General features: G+C 70.4%; 18 protein-coding genes and 1 pseudogene. 12 read left to right on the forward strand and 7 right to left on the reverse strand.

Features of this window, described 5'->3' with window-relative positions; genetic code table 11:
- Positions 1 to 10: 10 nt before the first annotated feature.
- Positions 11 to 817, forward strand: a complete 807-nt coding sequence (locus M4V62_RS38175) for a class I SAM-dependent methyltransferase (RefSeq protein ID WP_249591764.1) — start codon at positions 11 to 13, stop codon at positions 815 to 817.
- Here the strand turns inward: M4V62_RS38175 and M4V62_RS38180 are convergent.
- On the reverse strand, positions 788 to 1,561 hold the full coding sequence (locus M4V62_RS38180; protein ID WP_249591765.1) for a DeoR/GlpR family DNA-binding transcription regulator: 774 nt from the start codon (positions 1,559 to 1,561) through the stop codon (positions 788 to 790). The two genes, M4V62_RS38175 and M4V62_RS38180, sit on opposite strands and share 30 nt — an antisense overlap.
- 49 nt (positions 1,562 to 1,610) lie before the next feature.
- Between M4V62_RS38180 and M4V62_RS38185 the strand changes: the two are divergent.
- From M4V62_RS38185 to M4V62_RS38200, 4 genes and pseudogenes are all read left to right on the forward strand, one after another.
- Positions 1,611 to 1,697, forward strand: a pseudogene (locus M4V62_RS38185) (DUF4406 domain-containing protein); the annotation flags it as partial.
- Between the two features lie 44 nt (positions 1,698 to 1,741).
- The gene (locus tag M4V62_RS38190) at positions 1,742 to 2,407 is read left to right on the forward strand and encodes an NUDIX domain-containing protein (RefSeq protein WP_249591766.1); all 666 of its coding nucleotides are present in this window, start codon (positions 1,742 to 1,744) and stop codon (positions 2,405 to 2,407) included.
- 165 nt (positions 2,408 to 2,572) lie between these two features.
- A complete protein-coding gene (locus M4V62_RS38195) occupies positions 2,573 to 3,514 on the forward strand; it encodes an endo-beta-N-acetylglucosaminidase H (protein WP_249591767.1) in 942 nt (313 codons plus the stop codon).
- A gap of 352 nt (positions 3,515 to 3,866) precedes the next feature.
- Positions 3,867 to 4,700, forward strand: a complete 834-nt coding sequence (locus tag M4V62_RS38200; RefSeq protein WP_249591768.1) for a PIG-L family deacetylase — start codon at positions 3,867 to 3,869, stop codon at positions 4,698 to 4,700.
- Between the two features lie 58 nt (positions 4,701 to 4,758).
- Here the strand turns inward: M4V62_RS38200 and M4V62_RS38205 are convergent, their stop codons facing one another.
- The gene (locus M4V62_RS38205) at positions 4,759 to 5,847 is read right to left on the reverse strand and encodes a WD40 repeat domain-containing protein (protein ID WP_249591769.1); all 1,089 of its coding nucleotides are present in this window, start codon (positions 5,845 to 5,847) and stop codon (positions 4,759 to 4,761) included.
- 138 nt (positions 5,848 to 5,985) lie between these two features.
- The gene (locus tag M4V62_RS38210) at positions 5,986 to 6,381 is read right to left on the reverse strand and encodes a RidA family protein (protein WP_249593181.1); all 396 of its coding nucleotides are present in this window, start codon (positions 6,379 to 6,381) and stop codon (positions 5,986 to 5,988) included.
- A 144-nt stretch (positions 6,382 to 6,525) separates the two neighbouring features.
- Between M4V62_RS38210 and M4V62_RS38215 the strand changes: the two genes are divergently transcribed.
- On the forward strand, positions 6,526 to 7,500 hold the full coding sequence (locus M4V62_RS38215) for a helix-turn-helix transcriptional regulator (RefSeq protein ID WP_249591770.1): 975 nt from the start codon (positions 6,526 to 6,528) through the stop codon (positions 7,498 to 7,500).
- 96 nt (positions 7,501 to 7,596) lie between these two features.
- On the opposite strand, the gene M4V62_RS38220 is transcribed toward M4V62_RS38215, so the two are convergent.
- Together M4V62_RS38220 and M4V62_RS38225 are read right to left on the reverse strand one after the other, a co-directional pair.
- Entirely contained in the window at positions 7,597 to 8,145 is a 549-nt protein-coding gene (locus M4V62_RS38220; protein ID WP_249591771.1) for a DUF1062 domain-containing protein, read from the reverse strand.
- Between the two features lie 238 nt (positions 8,146 to 8,383).
- Complete coding sequence (locus M4V62_RS38225; protein ID WP_249591772.1) at positions 8,384 to 9,043, reverse strand: class I SAM-dependent DNA methyltransferase; 660 nt, start codon at positions 9,041 to 9,043, stop codon at positions 8,384 to 8,386.
- A gap of 215 nt (positions 9,044 to 9,258) precedes the next feature.
- Between M4V62_RS38225 and M4V62_RS38230 the strand changes: the two genes are divergently transcribed.
- Positions 9,259 to 9,960, forward strand: a complete 702-nt coding sequence (locus M4V62_RS38230) for a hypothetical protein (RefSeq protein ID WP_249591773.1) — start codon at positions 9,259 to 9,261, stop codon at positions 9,958 to 9,960.
- 16 nt (positions 9,961 to 9,976) lie between these two features.
- Here M4V62_RS38230 and M4V62_RS38235 read toward each other — a convergent pair whose 3' ends face one another.
- Positions 9,977 to 10,642, reverse strand: coding sequence for a GntR family transcriptional regulator (locus M4V62_RS38235; protein WP_249591774.1), 666 nt, complete (start codon positions 10,640 to 10,642; stop codon positions 9,977 to 9,979).
- Positions 10,643 to 10,737: 95 nt separating this feature from the next.
- On the opposite strand from M4V62_RS38235, the gene glyA reads away from it, so the two are divergent.
- Genes glyA through M4V62_RS38260 form a run of 5 tightly spaced genes read left to right on the forward strand, consistent with a single transcriptional unit; the run spans position 10,738 to position 17,177 of the window.
- Entirely contained in the window at positions 10,738 to 12,108 is a 1,371-nt protein-coding gene (glyA, locus tag M4V62_RS38240; protein ID WP_249591775.1) for a serine hydroxymethyltransferase, read from the forward strand.
- Positions 12,105 to 13,325: a sarcosine oxidase subunit beta family protein gene (locus M4V62_RS38245; protein ID WP_249591776.1), complete on the forward strand. Its 1,221-nt coding sequence runs from the start codon at positions 12,105 to 12,107 to the stop codon at positions 13,323 to 13,325. Before glyA ends, M4V62_RS38245 begins: the two co-directional genes overlap by 4 nt.
- A 12-nt stretch (positions 13,326 to 13,337) precedes the next feature.
- Entirely contained in the window at positions 13,338 to 13,640 is a 303-nt protein-coding gene (locus M4V62_RS38250) for a sarcosine oxidase subunit delta (RefSeq protein WP_249591777.1), read from the forward strand.
- A complete protein-coding gene (locus M4V62_RS38255) occupies positions 13,637 to 16,540 on the forward strand; it encodes a sarcosine oxidase subunit alpha family protein (protein ID WP_249591778.1) in 2,904 nt (967 codons plus the stop codon). The genes M4V62_RS38250 and M4V62_RS38255 overlap by 4 nt, the downstream gene beginning before the upstream one ends.
- Positions 16,533 to 17,177 (forward strand): sarcosine oxidase subunit gamma, encoded by a 645-nt coding sequence (locus M4V62_RS38260; protein WP_249591779.1) that lies wholly within the window; start codon positions 16,533 to 16,535, stop codon positions 17,175 to 17,177. Before M4V62_RS38255 ends, M4V62_RS38260 begins: the two co-directional genes overlap by 8 nt.
- 41 nt (positions 17,178 to 17,218) lie before the next feature.
- On the opposite strand, the gene secD is transcribed toward M4V62_RS38260, so the two are convergent.
- A complete protein-coding gene (gene secD / locus M4V62_RS38265; RefSeq protein ID WP_249591780.1) occupies positions 17,219 to 19,576 on the reverse strand; it encodes a protein translocase subunit SecD in 2,358 nt (785 codons plus the stop codon).
- Positions 19,577 to 19,607: the final 31 nt, after the last annotated feature.

Below are 19,607 nucleotides of genomic sequence, written 5' to 3' on the forward strand. Positions count from 1 at the left end.
GAGGTCCCCCATGGTCATGCGCACCTACGACGGCAGCGCCGGTGACGTCGACCACGCGGGCGTCGACCACGCGGGCGTCGGCCACGGGGGCGTCGGCCCCGCGTACACCGCCTTCCGCCGCCCCGACGAGCGCATCGCCCACGTCATCGCCCAGGCCCTCGGGGGCGCGCGCACCGTCCTCAACGTCGGTGCGGGCACCGGATCGTACGAGATCGCGGCGCACGCGATCACCGCGGTCGAACCTTCCTTGGCGATGCGAGCCCGGCGTCCCGCCCGGCTCGCCACCGCCATCGACGCCGTCGCCGAAGACCTCCCCTTCGCCGACGGGCAGTTCGACGCCGCGATGACCCTCTTCAGCGTCCACCAGTGGTCCGACGTCGAGGCCGGGCTGCGCGAGATGCGCCGGGTCACCCGTGGCCCCGTCGCCGTACTGACCTGCGACCCCGCACGCGTACGCGACTTCTGGCTCTACGAATACGCCCCCGACGTCCTGGAGGCCGAAGCCCGGCGCTACCCGTCCCTCGACCGGCTCACGACCGCGCTCGGCGGAACCACCGCGGTCGAGCCCGTTCCCGTACCGCTGGACTGCACCGACGGCTTCAACGAGGCGTACTACGGCCGCCCCGAACTCCTCCTGAACCCCGCCGTCCGCCAGGCCTGTTCGGCCTGGAGCTTCATCGACGACCGCGCCCGCCAGGACTTCGACACCTCCCTGCGCCGCGCCCTGGGCTCAGGTGCCTGGGACGAAGCCTTCGGCCACCTGCGCAACCGCCCGACCTACGACGGATCACTCGTCCTCCTGCGCGCCACCCCCTAGGACCTCCACGCCGAGCGCCTTGAGCTGCTCGATGACCGTGCCATGGGGATCGGCGTCGGTGATCAGACCGCTGACCTTCTCCCAGGGCAGGACACGGAACTGCGAGGCCGTGCCGATCTTTTCGGAGGAGGCGAGGACGTAGGTGTCCGCGGCCCGCGCGGACAGGGCGCGCTTCATCGCCGCCTCCTCGGCGTCCGCGGTGGTCAGCCCCGCCTCGGGGTGCACGCCGGTGACACCGAGCAGGCAGAGGTCGGCGGAGACGTTCTGCGCGGCCTCGACCGCGGCGGCACCGCAGGCGACCGCGGAATGCTTGAAGACGCGCCCCCCGAGCAGGAAGAGTTCGGCCTGCGGATGGTCGAGCAGGGCCGCGGCGATCGTCGGGCTGTGGGTGATCACGGTGCAGGCGAGGTTCCGCGGGAGCGCGTGGGCCACCGCGAGGGCGGTGGTGCCGCCGTCGAGGATCAGCGTGCCGCCCGGCCGGACCAGCCCCGCGGCCACCGAAGCGACCTTCTGTTTGCCGTCCGTGGCCACGCCCTGGCGCGCCGCGTAGTCCACCACCGCCGGCGACACGGGCAGCGCGCCGCCATAGACCCGCTGACACAGTCCCTCGGCGGCGAGATCGCGCAGGTCGCGGCGCACGCTGTCCTCGGAGATGCCCAGTTCGGTGGCGACGTTCTTGGCGACGATCTTGCCCTCGCGGGCGAGCAGATCGAGCAGGTGGTCGCGTCGTTCAGCAGCCAGCATGCACACTCTCTCCTGTTCTTGCACGTTTCTGCATGTATCGTAGCCCTTCATGACCGACAAGCCCATGCTCATCCTGATCGCCGGGCCCTACCGCTCCGGTACCAACGGCGACCCGCAGGCCATGGCCGCCAACCTCCACGACGTCGCCGAGATCCCGCGCCACGCCCCGCAGGGGACCGCGTGACGAGCCGTCCTGGCATCGACGCCCCCGACCACCGAGGTCGCACCGGTCTCGACCGGGCAGGACGCGGCCTGGACCGCAACCCCGACGTCCGGGTGCGTGATGTCGAGCTCACCTCCCGGGGCTGGCACGTCCTGCGCCGCACCACCTTCGACTACCGGCGCAGCGACGGACGATGGGAGACCCAGCAACGCGAGACCTACGACCGCGGCAACGGCGCCGTCGTCCTGCCCTACGACACCGCACGCGGCTGTGTCCTGCTCACCCGCCAGTTCCGCTACCCGGCCTACGTGAACGACCACCCCGACGGCATGCTCATCGAGGCCGCCGCGGGACTGCTCGACGCGGACGACCCGCACACCGCGATCCGCCGCGAGAGCGCCGAGGAACTCGGCGTCACACTCGGCCCGCTCACCCACATCACCGACGCCTACATGAGCCCGGGCTCCGTCACCGAGCGCCTCCACTTCTTCGCCGCCCCCTACACCCCGGCCGACCGGACCGGCACCGGCGGAGGACTCGAAGAAGACGGCGAGGACATCGAGGTCCTCGAACTGCCCTTCACCGAGGCCCTGACCATGGCCCGCGACGGACGCATCACCGACGGCAAGACCATCCTGCTCCTGCAATGGGCGGCCCTCGACGGGCCCTTCGCCCGGCAGTGAAGGTGCTCCTCAACCGGCCGGTGCTGTGACGCGATGTGCGCAGGAGTCGTAAAGAGTTTGCGCATGATTCTTGGGATTCGGTCACGGGAGAGGAAAACTCTGAGGCTCACTCGGCGCTTTCGAACAGGTCGGGCGCCGACCCATGTGATGGGAGACCGATCAACGATGTTCACTCTGGTACGGAGCAGAGCACGGACGGCCGCGCTCGCGCTCTCGGCCGTCGCTGCCCTCGCCTTCGGCACGACCGCCACGGCCGGCGCGGCAGCGGCCCCCGCCCCCGCTCCCGCCCCTGCGCCCGCTTCCGCGAAACAGGGGCCGACCTCGGTGGCGTACGTCGAGGTGAACAACAACAGCATGCTGAACGTCGGCAAGTACACCCTCGCCAACGGCGGCGACAACGTCTTCGACGTCGCCGTGATCTTCGCGGCGAACATCAACTACGACACGGGCAAGAAGGAGGCGTATCTGCACTTCAACGAGAACGTGCAGCGAGTCCTCGACAACGCCGACACACAGATACGGCCGTTGCAGGAGAAGGGCATCAAGGTCGTCCTCTCGGTGCTCGGCAACCACCAGGGCGCGGGCTTCGCCAACTTCCCGTCCCAGCAGGCGGCTTCGGGGTTCGCGAAGCAGATGTCGGACACCGTGACCAAGTACGGTCTCGACGGCATCGACTTCGACGACGAGTACGCCGAGTACGGGAACAACGGCACCGGCCAGCCCAACGCCAGCTCGTTCGTGCACCTGGTGACGGCGCTGCGCGCGAACATGCCGGACAAGATCATCAGTCTCTACAACATCGGCCCGGCCGCGTCGCGCCTCTCCTACGGCGGTGTCGACGTCTCGTCCAAGTTCGACTACGCCTGGAACCCGTACTACGGCTCCTGGCAGGTCCCCGGCATCGCACTGCCCAAGTCGAAGCTGTCGCCGGCGGCCGTCGAGATCGGCGGGACCTCGCAGAGCACGGTCGCCGACCTCGCCCGCCGCACCGTCAGCGAGGGGTACGGCGTCTTTCTGACGTACAACCTCGACGGCTCCGACCGCAGCGCCGATGTCTCCGCCTTCACCAGGGAGCTGTACGGCAGTGACGCCGTCTACAAGCCGTAAGGCGACCGCACGCCCCGGTGCGCGGCGCTCCCTTTGGACCTGCCGCATCCCGTAGGGCCGAGATCCGCGCGGGCCGCGCCTTCGACAACGATGTCGGAGGCGCGGTGCGGGGCGGCCGAGCCTTGCGACGCACCCTCGTTCGCGCTGAAGCGTCGATGCCTGGAAGGCCGGGGGCCGAGTCGGGAACAGCTGGTCCGGTCGGCGCTGTTGCATCGACCGAGGGACCGGCGCCGCACGGCGGGGAACACGGAGGCCGCGAGGTCGTCCCCCTGCCGGGATTCGGGCCCCAAGTGCGCGGTACGCCCGCCGCGCACTCGAAGCACGACGTATTTCCGCAGGAGGACTGTTTTTCATGACTGACCGGCCCTTGACGCTCATGGCAGTACACGCACACCCCGACGACGAGGCCACCGGAACGGGAGGCGTCCTCGCGCGGTACGCGGCGGAAGGAATCCGCACGGTTCTCGTGACCTGTACCGACGGCGGTTGCGGTGATGGACCGGGAGGCGTCAAGCCGGGCGATCCCGGGCACGATCCTGCGGCGGTCGCCCTGATGCGCCGTCAGGAACTTCAGGAGAGCTGTGACGTCCTGAAGATCAGCGATCTGGAGATGCTGGACTATGCCGACTCCGGGATGATGGGCTGGCCGAGCAACGACGCCCCCGGGTCCTTCTGGCAGACCCCGGTGGAGGAGGGCGCCGCCCGGCTCGCGGAACTCATGCGGCACTACCGGCCCGACGTGGTCGTCACGTATGACGAGAACGGCTTCTACGGCCATCCCGACCACATCCAGGCCCACCGCATCACGATGGCGGCCCTGGAGATGACCTCGCTGACGCCGAAGGTGTACTGGACGACGATGCCCCGCTCGGGGATGCAGCGGTTCGGGGAGATCATGCGCGAGTTCCACCCGGACATGCCGGAGCCGGATCCCGCCGAAGCCGCCGCGATGGCCGAGATCGGCCTCCCCGACGACGAGATCACCACGTGGGTGGACACCATCGCGTTCAGCGGCCAGAAGTTCGATTCGCTGGCCGCGCACGCCAGTCAGGGCGAGAACATCTTCTTCCTCAAGATGGGCAAGGAGCGGTTCGGCGAGTTCATGGGCATGGAGACCTTCGTACGGGTCAAGGACGCCACCGGCGCTGCCCTGCCCGAGAACGACCTCTTCGCCGGGCTGCGCTGATCCTCCCCTCGATCGCGGAAGCCGCCGAACCAACCCCTCGTCCTGACGGGCGGGGCGATCAGTAGAAGCCGCGGACGAAGACGTCCGACTTGCCGTTGGTGTCGCCGGGCACGATGTCGTCGGCGGTCGACTGGAAGACCACGTCACGCCCCTCGGCGCTGACCGCGTCGGTCCCGGCCGATGCGGGCTGGTTCGAGACGGTCTCGTCGGTGCCCGTCTGCAGGTCGCGCAGGGTGAGCGAGGGTCCGTTCGTGTCGTGCGGGGCGTACAGGAGATAGCGGCCGGTGGGATCGATGGCCACGCCCCGCACGTTCGGCACCAGTTGGGCGGTGCCCGAGCTCATGTCGTGGACGTAGGTGTCGGAGCCCGAGAGATAGACGACCTTGCTGCCGTCGTCGCTGAGCTGGACGAGTGTCGCCTCCTTGGACGGGCCCTCGATCGGGTCGGAGGTGGTGCCGTCGGCCTGGTCCCAGACCAGGACGTCCTTCGTCCTGCCGTCCTGGTAGGCGACATGGCGGCCGTCGCCGCTGATGGACGGCCGGGACGGCTGGGTGTGGTCGAGGACGGCGACGGTCTCGTTCCTGCTGCCGTTGTTCCAGTCCTGCACCTCGATGCGCTGGCCGAACGACGGTTGCCTGATGGAGCGGATGACATGTGCGGTGTAGCGGCCGTCCGCGCTCAGCGACGGCTGGTCGCAGGTGTAGGCCGAGCAGTCGAGGGACGCGGTGCGTCCCGTGCTCACCTGATACTGGCGAATCCGTACGTTGTCCATCCACTGGTGCGCATAGCCGAGGTATGCCCCGTCCCCGCTGATCACCGGGGGCTGGAGCGGGGCGAGGTTCCCCATCCGCTGGGTCTGCCTCGTCCGCTGGTCGCGGAGGAACACCCTGACGCCTCCCGTCGTGGCGTCGGCCGTGAGGTTCTTCGCCGACGACGAGAAGACGATGCGGCGACCGTCGTGCGTGATCGAGGCACCGCCGGAGTCGTCGTCGGCCTGGGTGCCGTCGGTGGCGACACTGATCCTCTCGACACCGGCTCCGCGGGCCCCCGCGACGCCCGCCCCGGCCGTGGTCCCGGCCGAGGCGGCCGCGGGCGGCACCACCGTCACCGCGCAGGCCGCGACCGCCGCGCTCAGGGCGGCCCGCACACGTCTGGTGGTGCTCCGGTTCGCGTTTCCCCTCATTTTCCCCCCAAGTAGGACCTGGCCCGTCCTCCAGTTCCCCACCGGAGGGCCACATGCATGCAACCGTGATGGAGCCGTGGGGGTCAATGCGTCACGCTCGCATCACGCTACGGCGGTGCCCTCGAGCTCGACCATCAGCGTGGGGATCGCCAGCCGCGTCACCCCGAGCATCGTGGTGGTCGGTGCCACCCCGGCGGCGCCCAACCGCCCGGCCAGCACGCCGTAGTGCTGGAAGAGCACATCGACGTCGGTCGTGTGGACATTGAGGCGGACGAGGTTCGCGAGAGACATGCCTGCCTCGCCGAGCACGGCCTCCAGGTTGTCGATGCTCAGCGCCAACTGCGCCGCCATGTCACCGTCATGCTGGGGCTTGCCGTCGCCGCTCATCGCGGTCTGACCCGAGATGTACAGGGTCCGGGTCTGCCCGGAGACGACCTCACCCTGGTGGAATCCCATCCCCGCGGACCACGTCACCGGGTTGATCGCCGTGCGTTCGATCGCCACGTCAGCTCCATTCGATTCATGGGGAGTTCGTACGTCCATCGGCTCGGCGGCCGCCGGCCTCGATGTCGTGTTGTCGTGTTGAGGAGCCTCGCAGCGAATCACGACATCCTTGGTCATGTATTTCGATAAAGTTCCCGCATGCGCGCCGACCGGTTGGTCTCGTTGGTGCTTCTGCTCCGTCAGCGCGGTCTGCTGACCGCGGACACGCTGGCCCGCGAGCTGGAGGTATCCACCCGCACCGTGCTGCGCGACATCGAGGCGCTGTCCTCGGCCGGCGTCCCGGTCTACGCCGAACGCGGGCGGCACGGCGGGTTCGCGTTGTCGCCCGGTTTCCGGACCGAACTCACCGGACTGAACCACGACGAGGCCCTTGCCCTGCTGGCCGCCGGATCGGGGCGCGGCGAGCAGGTGTTCGGCCTCGGCTCGGCACTCGCCTCGGCCATGCGCAAGGTGCTCGACGCGCTGCCCGAAGGCCACCGCGCGACCGCGAGCGACGCGGTCCAGCGGTTCCTCGTCGACCCGGAGACCGACCTGCTCTCACGTCGGCAGGTGACCGAGGACGTGCCGGACACCACCATGTTCGAGGTCCGGCGCGCGGTGCTCGCCGGACACAAGCTGCGCATCCACTACGCGGCCACGGGCCAGGCGCCGCAGTGGCGCACGGTGGACCCGATCGGCCTGGTCACCGTACGCGACCGGGGCTACCTGCTGGCCACGAGAGCCGGCGCGGACCGCACCTACCGTCTTTCGCGGGTGCTGGCCGCCGAGGAGCTCCCCGAAACGGCACAGCGTCCCAACCGGGTCGATCTGGACCGGATCTGGCGGGAGCGCTCCGCGCGGTTCCTCTCCGGCGGCGACCACCTCACCGTGCTGGTACGGGTGAACCCGGCGCGGCGCGAGGACCTGCTGGACACCGCGCTGGCAGTCCGCGCGGAAGACCCCGACGCGGACGGATGGCTGCGCCTTGAGGTGACCTACCAGGACTCACGTCACGCCGAATGGGCGCTGTGGCAGCTCAGTACGGACGCGGAAGCCCTGGCCCCGCAGTCGCTGCGCACCTCCCTGCGCGACCGCGCCGCCGCGTTCGCCGCCCGTTATGGCGAGCCGCTCTGAGAGTGGCCGCCCGCGGCGGGCGGCCCGCCGACCCGCCGCACGGACCAGGGCCTGTCCGGCGGGTGTCGCCGGACAGGCCCTGGTCAGCAAGAGGGCTCAGCGCTTGAGCGTGAAGGTGAAGCCGCCGGAGAGCTTGCCGCTCAGCCGTACGGCCGAGACGACCTTCCCCTCCGCGATCAATCGCTCGACCTCGGAGCGCGGAAGACCGCAGCCTTCAGCGATGACACGCACCGGCCGGACAGGGATCCGTGCCGCGAAGCGGACCGACACGTCGATCACCTCGCGGTCCAGATGGTCCGATCCGCCGGTGTCGAGACGCCACGCGCCGTCCCAGTCGAGGGCGATGCGATTGCGGCGCCGTATGACCGGATCCTGGAGGAGCTCAGCTGCCAGGCCGGGGTCGTTGTCATGCAGCCGGTCCAGCAGCTCAGGTCGTACGGAGCGCACGTTCATCCGCTCCAGGACCGTGAGCTTCGCGGTTTCCCCGCACGCGGCACAGAGCACGAGGAGCCAGGCGTCGATGAGCTTGTGGTGTGCGTTGACGCGAAACTTTCCGTTGGCCCCAAAGCGCTGGGACGCGCACGCGTGACAGCGCCGGAGAACGGTCGGAAGGCAGGTGGGCATGACCACCCAGTCGTTGAGCACAGAAGTACACCGGTTTCAGTGAGAAGTCCGCAGCAAAAAGCAGCGCGGCGCACATGCGCGACGCGCGACGCATCAGCACTCGGGAGGTCTCACAGGGTGTACAACGGCACGTCCTTGCCCAGACGACTTGGTCGGGCAGCACGGTAGTGGCGCACAGCGGCGCTGTTCCATTGGTTTTCCCCCGAAGCCGAGGTACTCACCGACTGCCGCGGGACTCCGCCGGCGGCTGGGCGACGGCCTAGCGGTGCGCCAGCAGCACGCCGCCGAGCTTGCGCGCGGCCGACGTGAGCGTGGGGTGCGCCTCGAGGGTGAAGCCGGCCTCCTCGATCCAGGCAGCCACTTGACTCGGCTCGCGACGACGGACGTAGGACTCCGGCCAGCGCTCGCCGTTCTCCTGCGGCTCGGGCGGTGAGGGGTCGCCGACGTGGAAACCCACCAGCAGCAGACCACCGGGCCGCAGCACCCGACGGAAGCCGGCAAGGACCGCGCCGATCGCTCCATCGGGGACGTGGATGATCGAGTACCAGGCGACCAGAGCGGACAACGCGCCGTCCGCTAGGCCGAGTTGAGTCATCGACCCCTCCTCGAACCGCACACCGGGATGCTCACGCCGCGCCACCTCGATCATCCGGGGCGACAGATCGATGCCGAAGGCGTCCACGCCGAGGTCCCTCAGGTGGGCGGTGATCCGCCCGGGGCCGCACCCCACGTCCGCGACGGGCCCGCCGCCGTGTGCCCGCACCCGCTCGGCGAAGAGTGCCATGACGTCCTGCTCGGGCGGCAGTTCGGCCAGGAGGTTGCGCGTCTCGTCCGCGTAGCTGGTGGCGTCGGCATCGTAGGACGCCCGGGTGTCCGCCAGCCACTTCTCGGCCTCTGGGTCGTCCTGTCCGGTGCTCACGCCGGGAGGCTATCCCAGGACCCGGCCGTCGGTCGGAAAGGCCGGAGAGGCCGGAGAGGCCGGAAAGGGGTTCAGGGCGTGGTTCGAGCTGCTTCGGAGCCGCATCCTCACCCGGTGCGAAGGGTAGACACGAAGCGCGTGCCAACCCGCTTGGCGGCGGGCGTGCTGCGCGGGGCGCGACGGGGCGAGGGGCGGGGGCGGGGCTGGTGCGACGGGTGGTCACCTTGCAGTCCGTCGAGCAGAAGCTGCTGCTGCTCGCTCTCCTGTTCGTGATGGGCGGGTCGATCGTCGCGAACCTCTTCGCGTGGGACGTGAAGTGGCAGATCCCGCTCATCTACGCGGTCCTGTACGTCCTGCTTTCGATCGCCATCGAGATCCGTGATCGTCAGGCTCCCGCGTCCTCCACGCACTACCGCACCAGTGACGAATTCTTCCTGTCGTTCGTCCGTCTGGTGCGCACGGCCGAGCGGCATGTCTACACGAGCTACGTGCGCAACACGGCACCGCCGAGCTTCCAATCCCCCGCCGCACAGGAGTACTTCAGGGCAGCGGCGGACTGGACCCGGCGCAATCCCGGCGCTTCGTTCCACCGCATCATCGGTGTTCCCGCTCAGGAACCCGGCGGGAGCGCCATGCGGTTGTGGCTGCGCGAGCACTACGAAGAGATGCACGGTCTCGCCAACTACCACGCCCGCGTCGTGACCACCCACAGCGGTGTCGACGCGGTCAACATGGCGATCATCGACGACACCGCGGTCCTGTTGCTGCTGACCGCGGACGGATCCTTCATGAGCGGGCACAGCCTGGAGACGGCTGAGGCCGTGAATTCCTTCCGGGACTACTACCGGTCGTGGTGGGCATCGGCAGAGCCGCTCGAAGACTATGCGCGGCGCACCGGCCTCATGGACCCGAGGTGAGGTCGGACGGAGCGCCTCAGATGGCTTCGCGGATGGCCCGCTCGAAGCCCTCGACGTGGCCGCGGGTGAGCTGCGCCGCCTTGTCGGGGTCGCCGGCGACGATCGCCCGCAGCAGGGGGCCGTGCTCCTGGACGTGGCCGGTCATGCCGGGCAGCCGGTCGATGAACAGGCACCAGATGCGGGTGGCCAGGTTGTCGTGCCGCACGAGGGTGTCCTCCAGGTACGGGTTGTGCGTGGCCGCGTAGATGGCGCGGTGGACCTGGAGGTCCAGGCGCATCAGCTCGGCCGGGTCGTGCGCACCGGAGTCCACGCCGTCCAGCTCCTCGCAAAGCGCCGTCAGGGCCGCCCGGTCCGCGGCCGTGGCGCGCCGTGCGGCCTGGGCGGCAGCCAGCGGCTCCAACTCCTGGCGCACCTCTGAGATGTGGGCCAGGTCGGTGATGTTGACGTCGGTGGCGAAGGTGCCGCGCCGGGGGTACGTCGTGATCAGGCGCTCGTACTGGAGCCGCTTGAGCGCTTCGCGCACCGGGGTCCGACCGACGCCGAGGGACTGCGCAAGCTGGTCCTCGTTGATCGGCGCACCGGGGCGGATCTCCAGCATCACGAGCCAGTCGCGAATCGCCCGGTAGGCGCGTTCGGCAAGGGACAGCTCCTCACCTCTCGGCGCGGTGCCCAGCTGCTGCATGAAAGCCCCCTTGACCTGTCGCACGAGCTCCCATACCTTACCGCACAGGCTGATATATCAGTTGTCCATTACCTGGCTCTCAGGATGGTGCACAGATGGCAACGAACCCGTCGATCACCACGGTCGCCTCGTCCCTCTCCCTCCCGCTCGGCGCCTTCGACCCGGAGGTCGCCGCCGCCGTCGGGGCCGAGCTGCACCGTCAGCAGTCGACCCTCGAGATGATCGCCTCGGAGAACTTCACCCCGGCCGCCGTGATGGAGGCCCAGGGCTCCGTACTGACCAACAAGTACGCCGAGGGATATCCGGGCCGCCGCTACTACGGCGGCTGTGAACACGTCGACGTCATCGAGCAGTTGGCCATCGACCGGGTGAAGGAGCTGTTCGGCGCCGAGGCCGCGAACGTGCAGCCCCACTCGGGCGCCCAGGCCAACGCTGCCGCGATGTTCGCGCTGCTCGACCCCGGTGACACGATCCTCGGCCTCGACCTGGCGCACGGCGGGCACCTCACCCACGGTATGCGCATCAACTACTCCGGCAAGCTCTACAACGTGGTTCCGTACCACGTGCGCGCCTCCGACCTGCGGGTCGACATGGATGAGGTGGCGGAGCTCGCCCGGACGCACCGGCCGAAGCTGATCGTGGCCGGTTGGTCGGCCTACTCCCGCCGTCTCGACTTCGCCGCGTTCCGGCGGATCGCCGACGAGGTCGGCGCGTACCTGATGGTCGACATGGCGCACTTCGCCGGACTCGTGGCCGCGGGCCTCCACCCCAGCCCGGTGCCGTACGCGGATGTCGTGACGACCACCACGCACAAGACCCTCGGCGGGCCGCGCGGCGGGGTGATCCTCAGCAGGGCAGGCCTGGCCAAGAAGATCAACTCCGCGGTCTTCCCCGGCCAGCAGGGCGGCCCCCTGGAGCACGTCATCGCGGCCAAGGCGGTCGCCTTCAAGGCGGCGGCGGGGGAGGAGTTCAGGGAGCGACAGCAGCGCACCCTGGACGGTGCCCGCATCCTCGCCGGGCGGCTGCTGGCCGACGACGTGGCCGAGGCCGGGATCACGGTCCTGACCGGTGGCACCGAGGTCCATCTGGTCCTCGTCGACCTGCGCAATTCCGCCCTGGACGGGCAGCAGGCGGAGGACCGCCTCCACCGCGTCGGCATCACCGTCAACCGCAACGCGGTGCCCTTCGACCCGCGCCCCCCGATGGTCTCGTCGGGCCTGCGGATCGGTACCCCGGCCCTGGCCACCCGGGGCTTCGGAGAGACGGAGTTCCGTGAGGTCGCCGACGTCATCGCCGAGGCGCTGAAGGACGAGCGGTTCGGCGACGGGCGCGCGGGCCTGCTGCGCGACCGGGTCGAGAAGCTCGCAGGCGCGTTCCCCCTCTATCCCCACCTGAGCGACCCGCACGGCCCGGACGACCCGCACGGCCCGCACGGCTTGAACGACCCGAACGGAGACGCGGCATGACCACCGAGCCGCTGCCGGAGCACCCCGACTTCCTCTGGCGCAACCCCGACCCCCGCCCGTCGTACGACGTCGTCATCGTCGGCGCGGGAGGCCACGGCCTGGCCACCGCCTACTACCTCGCCAAGAACCACGGCATCACGAACGTCGCCGTCCTGGAGAAGGGCTGGCTGGCCGGTGGCAACATGGCCCGCAACACCACGATCATCCGCTCCAACTACCTCCTGGATGAGAGCGCGGCGATCTACGAACACGCCCTCGGGCTGTGGGAGCGGCTCCCCGAAGAGCTGGACTACGACTTCCTGTTCAGCCAGCGCGGCGTGCTCAACCTCGCGCACACGCTCCAGGACGTACGCGAGAGCGTGCGCCGCGTCAACGCCAACCGTCTCAACGGCGTCGACGCGGACTGGCTCGACCCCGACGAGGTCGCCAAGGTCTGCCCCATCCTCAACGTCTCGCCCGACACCCGCTATCCGGTGCTCGGCGGCACCTTCCAGCCGCGGGCCGGCATAGCCAAGCACGACCACGTCGCCTGGGCGCTGGCCCGCAGGGCCGACGAGATGGGCGTGGACCTCATCCAGGGGTGCGAGGTCACCGGCTTCCTCAAGGACGGCGACCGGGTCGTGGGCGTCGAGACCAACCGTGGCCGCATCAACGCGGGGAGGGTCGGGCTCGCGGCCGCCGGGCACAGCAGCGTCCTGGCCGAGAAGGCGGGCATACGGCTGCCGGTGCAGTCCCATCCGCTCCAGGCGCTGGTCTCCGAACTGCACGAACCGGTCCACCCCACCGTGGTGATGTCCAACCACGTGCACGTCTACGTCTCCCAGGCGCACAAGGGTGAGCTGGTGATGGGCGCGGGCGTCGACACGTACAACGGCTACGGGCAGCGCGGCTCCTTCCATGTGATCGAGCATCAGATGGCCGCCGCCGTCGAGCTGTTCCCCGTCTTCGCCCGCGCGCACGTGCTGCGGACCTGGGGCGGCATCGTCGACGTCACCCCCGACGCGTCGCCGATCATCGGCGCCACGCCCGTGGAGAACCTCTACGTCAACTGCGGCTGGGGAACAGGCGGTTTCAAGGCCACCCCGGCGGCCGGCTGGACCTTCGCCCACACCATCGCCACCGGCGAACCGCACTCCCTGGGCGCCCCCTTCGCCCTTGAACGCTTCACCACGGGCGCACTGATCGACGAACACGGCGCCGCAGCCGTGGCCCACTGAGAGGAGGATCCGATGCTGCTGATCACCTGCCCATGGTGCGGTCCGCGGGACGAGACCGAGTACCACTACGGGGGACAGGCCCACGTCCCCTACCCGGAGAACACCGCGGATCTCGACGACCGGCAGTGGGCCGAGTACGTCTTCTACCGCGACAACCCCAAGGGCCCCTTCGCCGAACGCTGGATGCACGGCCACGGCTGCCGCCGCTGGTTCAACGCCCTGCGGGACACGGTCACTTACGAGGTGCTCGCCACCTACCGGCCCGACGAGCCGCGTCCCGACCTCGCCGCACCGGCCGCCGGAGGAGAACGATGACCGAACAGCAGCACTTCCGGCTCAGGGGCGGCGGAGGCCGTGTCGACCGCGGCACCGTCCTGCACTTCACCGTCGACGGACGGGAGCTGACCGGCCACCCCGGCGACACCCTCGCATCAGCGATGCTGGCGAACGGCGTCGTCCAGGCCGCACCCTCGCTCTACCGCGACCGCCCGCGCGGCATCGTCGCCGCGGGAGTGGAGGAACCCAACGCCCTTGTACAGCTCGGGGGTTCATGTTCCGAAGGCATGTTGCCCGCGACGGCCGTGGAGCTGTACGACGGCCTGTGCGCCACGACGCTCTCCGGGATGGGACGGCTCGACCCGAACCCCGACCCCGCCGTCTACGACAAGAAGTACGTGCACACCGACGTCCTGGTCGTCGGCGCGGGACCGGCCGGGCTCGCGGCAGCCGCCGTTGCCGCCGACTCCGGCGCCCGCGTGATCCTCGTCGACGACCAGCCCGAGCCCGGCGGTTCACTGCTCTCGGGACGTACCGACACGGTCGCCGGACAGCCCGCCATCGACTGGGTCGCCGACGTCCGCGCGGCACTCGAAGCCGCCCCCGAAGTCGTCCTCCTGCCGCGCACCACCGCGTTCGGCAGCTACGACGACAACTACGTGCTCGCCCTGCAACGGCGCACCGACCACCTGGGCGCCGACACCCCCGAGCCGTCCGAAGGCGTCTCGCGCCAACGGCTGTGGCACATCAGGGCCCGCCAGGTGGTCCTGGCGACCGGCGCGCACGAGCGTCCGCTGGTCTTCGCGGGCAACGACCGGCCCGGAGTGATGCTGGCCGCGGCCGTGCGCTCGTACCTCAACCGGTATGCCGTGGCTCCTGGTTCGCGGGCCGTGGTGAGCACGACCAACGACAGCGCCTACGACACGGTCGCCGACCTGCATGCCGCCGGGATCGACATCGCCGCCGTCGTCGACGCCCGCCCCGCCCTCTCCCGCCGTGCCGCCGAGATCGCGGCCGCGACGGGCGTGCGGGTGCTGCTGGGCAGCGCCGTGATCGACACCGCGGGCGAGGCCCGGCTCTCCGGCGTCACCGTCCAGGCCCTCGGCGAAGACGGTCAACTCACCGGCGCACCGGAGTCCTTCGACTGCGACCTGCTCGCCGTATCGGGCGGCTGGAGCCCGGTGGTGCACCTGCACAGCCAGCGCCAGGGCCGCCTGCGCTGGGACGAGGACCTGGTCGCCTTCGTGCCCGACGGCACCGTGCGCGACCAGCATGTCGTCGGTGCGGCCCGCGGGACGTACGGTCTCGACGCCGCGCTGGCCGAAGGAAGGCGGGCCGGTGCGCTGTCCGCGACGGACGCCGGTTTCCCTCTCCCGGTGCCCGCGGCCCGCTCCGAGGAAGCGCGCCCCGCCACTCGCGCCCTGTGGCTGGTCCCCGCTCCCGGCGGCGCCCAGGACCCCGCCACCTGGGACACCCACTTCGTGGACCTCCAGCGCGACGTCACCGTCGCCGACGTGTGGCGGTCCACCGGCGCCGGCATGCGCGGTGTCGAGCACGTCAAGCGCTTCACCTCGCTGGGAACCGCCAACGACCAGGGCAAGACGTCCGGCGTCAACGCCATCGGCGTGATCGCCGAGGCGCTCGGCGCGGGCGCGTCCCCCGGGGAGATCGGCACCACCGCCTACCGCGCGCCCTACACGCCGGTGGCCTTCGCCGCCCTGGCAGGGCGCGAGCGCGGTGAGCTGTTCGATCCGGAGCGCACGACCGCCATCCATCCCTGGCACGTGGCCCACGGGGCACTGTTCGAGGACGTCGGGCAGTGGAAGCGCCCGTGGTACTACCCCGGTCCTGGCGAGGACATGGACGCGGCAGTGGCCCGCGAATGCCGTGCGGCACGCGAAGGGGTGGCGTTCATGGACGCCTCCACCCTCGGCAAGATCGAGATCTGGGGCGCGGACGCGGGGGAGTTCCTCAACCGCATCTACACCAACGCCTTCAAGAAGCTCAAGCCCGGCATGGCCCGGTACGGAGTCATGTGCAAGCCCGACGGGATGATCTTCGACGACGGCGTGACGCTGCGGCTCGAAGAGGGCCGCTACTTCATGACCACCACGACCGGTGGCGCCGCGAACGTCCTGGACTGGCTGGAGGAGTGGCTGCAGACCGAGTGGCCCGAACTCGACGTCCACTGCACCTCGGTGACCGAGCAGTGGTCGACGATCGCCGTCGTGGGCCCCCGGTCGCGCCAGGTCGTCGCCGAACTCGCTCCCGACATCGACCTGTCGAACGACGCCTTCCCCTTCATGGCCTTCCGCGAGACCACCCTCGCGTCCGGCGTCCCGGCCCGCGTCTGCCGCATCTCCTTCTCCGGCGAACTCGCCTACGAGATCAACGTCTCCGCGTGGTACGGCCTCGCGGTTTGGGAGCAGGTGCACGAGGCCGGACGGCCGTACGACATCACGCCGTACGGCACCGAGACCATGCACGTCCTCCGGGCCGAGAAGGGCTTCATCATCGTCGGGCAGGACACCGACGGCACCGTCACGCCACAGGACGCGGGCATGTCCTGGGTGGTCTCGCAGCGGAAGGACTTCGTCGGAAACCGGTCCTACACGCGCGCGGACACGGCCCGCACCGACCGCAAGCAGCTCGTCGGTCTGCTGCCGAGCGACCGCAGCACCCGCCTCCCCGAAGGCACTCAACTCATCGCTCAGGGCGTGCCCTTGACCCCCGAGTCCGGGCCGGTGCCGATGCTCGGCCACGTCACGTCCAGCTACCACAGCCCGGCCCTCGGCCGCCCCTTCGCCCTCGCCCTCGTCGCCGACGGGCGGGCCAGGATCGGCGAGACCCTCATCGCCCCGGTGGGCGATGACCTGGTGCCCGTCCTGGTGGCCGACTCCGTGCTCTACGACCCCGAAGGGACCAAGCGAGATGGCTGAGCCGACCGAGGCCACCGGCCTGACGGGCCTGCGCCGCAGCCCGCTGGCACATCTGGGAGAGCGGATGCGCACCGCCGCGGTCACGGGCGCCCGCGGTGTGCGGCTGACCGAGCGGCCGTACGTCACCATGGTGAACCTGCGCGTCGACCTCGCCACCGAAGCGGTCGCCCCCGCCACCGAAGCGGCCGGCCGCATCGGGAAGGTCCTGGGGGCGCCGCTCCCGCGCGAGTGCGGTCACACCAGCGCATCCGAAGGACATACGGTCCTCTGGCTCGGCCCGGACGAGTGGCTCGTCCTCTCCCAGGCCGAAGGGGCCCTCCTGACAGCGGAGTTGAGGGAGGCCCTTGGCGGCGACCCGGGCTCGGTGGTGGACGTCTCGGCGAACCGCACCACCCTGGAGCTGACCGGTCCGGCCGCCCGGCAGGTGCTGGAGAAGGGCTGCCCGCTGGACCTGCATCCGCGAGCCTTCGGTCCGGGCCGAGCGGTGTCGACCACGGTGGGCCCCGTCGCGGCACTGCTCTGGCAGACCGACGACGCGCCGACGTATCGCCTGCTCCCGCGGGCCTCCTTCGCCGACTACCTCGCGCGCTGGCTCATCGACGCGATGAGCGAGTACGGCGGCCCGGACCTTCCGTGAGCTGCCTTGCTGAGGCCCGCAACCACTGTGCTCAACAGCGCTCAGACGACGGCGCCGGTGTCCTCCCGTGCCGCGCGCCGCGCATCGAGAGGGCTCTGGCCCTTCCCGCCCCCGGCGGACCGCCCGCGATCACGGCGCGGCTCCCGCGGAGGGCGGCGCCGCTCCAGCGTCACCGCGGTCGGCACCGCGGTGAACACGGTGGACACCGTGCCGATGACCACGCCCGCGATCAGCGCCAGCGAGAAGTCGCCGAGCGAGTCCCCGCCGAGCACGGTCAGCGCGGCGAGGATGAAGAGCGCCCCCATGCCGGTGTTGACCGTGCGCGGCAGGGTCTGGAGGACGGCCCTGTTCGCGGTGCGCTCCAGGTCCGTGCGGGGATCGCGGCGTCGCGCCTCCCGCACGCGGTCGAAGACGACGACGGTGTCATTGACCGAGTAACCGATGACGGTGAGCAGCGCGGCGAGGAAGACGCTGTCCACCGGCTTGCCGAGCCAGGCGAACAGACCCACCACGACCAGTACGTCGTGCACCATCGCGCTGACGGCCGCCGCGGCGAACGTCCACCGGAACCGCACGCTCAGATAGATGAGCTGCGCGGCGACGGCGATCCCCAGCGCGATCAACGCCTTCACCCGTAGCTCGTCACCGAGGCTCGGGCCGATCATCTCGTCGCGCTCGACACTGACGTCACCACCCGGCTTCTCCAGCGCGCGCTTGATGGTGTGCTGTTCGTCGTCGGAGAGTTCACCCGTGCGTACGGAGATGTCACCGTCGCCGGACTCCTGGACCACGGCACGGGGGAAGCCGGCGTCGGCCACGACGGTCCGGGCCGTGTCCACGTCGACCGTGCGGCTCGTGGAGTATTCGACGAGCCGTCCGCCCGTGAACTCCACACCGAAGGCGAGACCGCGCAGGGCGATCCCCGCGATCGCGACCACCACGAGCAGCGCACTGACGCCGAGCCAGCGCCTGCGGTGCCGCACGATCTGCGGATCGCGCCGCGCCAGCCACGCGCGCACGCGCCCCGTCGAGGTGATGCCGGTGATGCCGGGCCGCTTGCGCACGGAACGTCGTCGTACGGCGAATTCGGCGAGTACACGGGTGACGACGAGCGCCGACACCATCGACGCGACGACACCGATGGACAGCGTCACACCGAACCCCTTGACGGGTCCGGTGGCGAAGAAGAACAGCAGTCCCGCGGCGAGCAGCGTGGTGATGTTGGAGTCGACGACCGCGCTCCACGCCTTGCGGAATCCGCGGGCCAGTGGCTTGTCGAGCGACTTCGTCCGTGCGCCGAGATACTCCTCACGGGCCCGCTCGAAGACGAGCACGTTCGCGTCGACGGCCATGCCGATCGCCAGGACGAAGCCGGCGAGACCCGGCAGCGTGAGCGTGGCCCCCAGGGCGACGAGAGCCGCGTACGAGATGAGTCCGTACAGCGCGAGCGCGAGGGTGGCGAGCGCTCCGAGGAGCCGGTAGACGACCGTGATGAACAGCGCGGTCAGCGCGAGGCCGATGAGCGCCGCCTGTGTCGACGCGGCGATGGCGTCGGCACCCAGCGTCGCGCCGACCGTCCGCTGCTCGACGACGTCGACGGGCACCGGCAGGGCGCCGCCCTTCACGAGCGCGGCCAGGTCCCGGGCCTGCTCGTGGGAGAACCCGCCGGTGATGCGCGTGTCCCCGCCGGTGATGCCGGTGTCGCACGGCACTTCGGGGTTCATGCCCGGTGCGGAGATGACCTTGTCGTCGAGGACGATGGCCACGCGCCGCTCCGGCGAACCCTGGGCGGCGCAGGCGGCGGCACCGGTGATGCGGGCCCAGTCATCGCTCGCGTCCTCCCGGAAGGTCAGGCCGACGGTCCAGCCGGCCATCCCTTGCTGGTCGAAGGCGGCATCGGCGTCCTTCACCCCGTCGCCCGTCAACGCGGACGCCCCGAGCCGCAGGTAGGTGCCCTTCTGATCGGGGTCGGGGAGCGTGCGGGACCCGTCGTCGGCGGTGCGGCCGTCGCCCGCGGGGGCGCGGTCGGTGACTCCGGAGACGGGATGCACGGTCAACTGGGCGGTACGGCCGATGACGGCGGCCGCCTCGCGTGGGTCCTGGACGCCCGGAAGTTCGACGATGATGCGGTGGTCGCCCGAGCGGGACAGGCTCGGCTCGGACACACCGAGCGCGTCCACGCGCTGGCGCAGCACCTCCAGGGCGCGGTCGGTGGCCCGGGGCCCTGCCTTGATCTTCCGGTCGGGGGAGTCCTTGGTCTCCAGGACGATCTGGGTGCCGCCCCGCAGGTCGAGACCCAGGCGGGCGGATTGAGTGAGGGCGATGGCCAGGGAGGCGGCGATCACCGCGAGTGCGAACAGCGCACGCCACAAGGGCGCGCGGGACTTGGTCTGAGACATGAGAGTGCTCCACGGCAGGACGAAGGGGCAG

The sequence above is a fragment of the Streptomyces durmitorensis genome (assembly GCF_023498005.1).
Classification (GTDB): domain Bacteria; phylum Actinomycetota; class Actinomycetes; order Streptomycetales; family Streptomycetaceae; genus Streptomyces; species Streptomyces durmitorensis.

Excerpts from the sequence above, each read along its gene's own strand:
- M4V62_RS38250 (WP_249591777.1), top strand. The coding sequence starts at position 13,338 with ATGCTGCTGATCACCTGCCCATGGTGCGGTCCGCGGGACGAGACCGAG.
- secD (WP_249591780.1), bottom strand. The coding sequence starts at position 19,576 with ATGTCTCAGACCAAGTCCCGCGCGCCCTTGTGGCGTGCGCTGTTCGCA.
- M4V62_RS38175 (WP_249591764.1), top strand. The coding sequence starts at position 11 with ATGGTCATGCGCACCTACGACGGCAGCGCCGGTGACGTCGACCACGCG.
- M4V62_RS38235 (WP_249591774.1), bottom strand. The coding sequence starts at position 10,642 with ATGCAGCAGCTGGGCACCGCGCCGAGAGGTGAGGAGCTGTCCCTTGCC.
- glyA (WP_249591775.1), top strand. The coding sequence starts at position 10,738 with ATGGCAACGAACCCGTCGATCACCACGGTCGCCTCGTCCCTCTCCCTC.
- M4V62_RS38200 (WP_249591768.1), top strand. The coding sequence starts at position 3,867 with ATGACTGACCGGCCCTTGACGCTCATGGCAGTACACGCACACCCCGAC.
- M4V62_RS38245 (WP_249591776.1), top strand. The coding sequence starts at position 12,105 with ATGACCACCGAGCCGCTGCCGGAGCACCCCGACTTCCTCTGGCGCAAC.
- M4V62_RS38195 (WP_249591767.1), top strand. The coding sequence starts at position 2,573 with ATGTTCACTCTGGTACGGAGCAGAGCACGGACGGCCGCGCTCGCGCTC.
- M4V62_RS38260 (WP_249591779.1), top strand. The coding sequence starts at position 16,533 with ATGGCTGAGCCGACCGAGGCCACCGGCCTGACGGGCCTGCGCCGCAGC.
- M4V62_RS38215 (WP_249591770.1), top strand. The coding sequence starts at position 6,526 with ATGCGCGCCGACCGGTTGGTCTCGTTGGTGCTTCTGCTCCGTCAGCGC.
- M4V62_RS38255 (WP_249591778.1), top strand. The coding sequence starts at position 13,637 with ATGACCGAACAGCAGCACTTCCGGCTCAGGGGCGGCGGAGGCCGTGTC.
- M4V62_RS38180 (WP_249591765.1), bottom strand. The coding sequence starts at position 1,561 with ATGCTGGCTGCTGAACGACGCGACCACCTGCTCGATCTGCTCGCCCGC.